Here is a 1,260-nt window from a genome sequence, read left to right on the forward strand (position 1 = left end):
CCCCCCCAGAACTCGAGTGAGTCCGTGATTGGCTTTGATACGGGGCCCGCCAATTGCCTATTGGATGCCTGGCATGCCCGACACCACGGCACACCGGTAGACCACAATGGCCAGTGGGCCGCCAACGGCCGTGTTATTCCTGAACTACTCGAGGGCCTGCTGACAGCTGAGTATTTTGCCAAACCACTCCCCAAGAGCACCGGCCGCGAAGACTTTCATCTCGGCTGGCTAGAGCAACACCTCTCCGGCGATGAGACTCCTGCCGATGTGCAAGCCACACTACTGACCCTGACAGTAGAGAGCGTTGCACGCAGCCTGGAGGAAACAGGCATACCTTTACCTGCAATAACGCCTTGTGGAGGCGGTGCACGTAATCTGGCGTTAATCACGGCGCTTGAACAGCGCTTGGCAAACGGGCCGCATCCAACGCAGATCACCTATTGTGCTGAGCTGGGATGGAATGCCGACCTGCTGGAGGCAGGAGCGTTTGCGTGGCTGGCAGCTCGCCGCGTACTGGGCCGTCCTGGCAACTTGCCTAGCGTGACCGGTGCGCGTGGCTCGCGAGTCTTGGGCGGAATTTACGCTCGCTAGACGGCTCACCGGGTCGCTTCATTTCAGGCTGCCCTAATGCAAGGCTGCCGCCTCCTTTCAAATCAGGAGGCGGCAGCCTTGTGTCATGCATGGAGTGCTTTCTGATCGGCCCATTGGCTTATCAATCATCATCGTCCTGAAGCGAGAAACGGCTTGCGGCATTCAGTACATCCAGCTGCGCCTCTTGAGCACTGTCAGAATCTCCAAACTTGATCATCAGGCGCAGGTCGTTGGCAGAATCCGCATGTGCCAGCGCGACCTCTTCAGTGATCAAGCCCTGCTGATGCAATGCATAGAGCGATTGATCGAACGTCATCATGCCCAGCTGCTGGGAGCGCTTCATGACGTCCTTGATCTCGACAACTGCCCCTTTACGAATGAGATCAACGATCAGAGGTGAGCGTAACATCACTTCAATCGCCGGCACGCGCTGTGCACCATCACCACTTTTATGCGGTAGCAGTTGCTGAGCGACAATCCCCTTGAGGTTTAGCGACAGGTCCATCCAGACCTGCTCGTGGCGCTCCTCGGGGAAGAAGTGAATGATGCGGTCCAGCGCCTGATTGGCATTATTGGCATGCAGTGTCGCCAAGCACAGATGGCCTGTTTCGGCGAAGGTCAGTGCATGTTCCATGGTCTCGCGTGAGCGAATCTCACCAATCATGATCA

2 protein-coding genes are annotated in these 1,260 nt (G+C 57.1%); one reads left to right on the plus strand and one right to left on the minus strand.

The window, feature by feature from the left end:
* On the plus strand, positions 1–591 hold a 591-nt coding region (locus tag BF12_RS0117795; RefSeq protein ID WP_024953433.1), incomplete at its 5' end, for an anhydro-N-acetylmuramic acid kinase.
* Positions 592–712: 121 nt separating this feature from the next.
* On the opposite strand, the gene BF12_RS0117800 is transcribed toward BF12_RS0117795, so the two are convergent.
* Positions 713–1,260: ATPase, T2SS/T4P/T4SS family (locus BF12_RS0117800; protein WP_024953434.1), on the minus strand; the 548-nt coding region annotated here is incomplete at its 5' end.

Origin of the sequence: Cobetia crustatorum (assembly GCF_000591415.1) — a bacterium.
GTDB classification, from domain to species: Bacteria; Pseudomonadota; Gammaproteobacteria; order Pseudomonadales; family Halomonadaceae; genus Cobetia; species Cobetia crustatorum.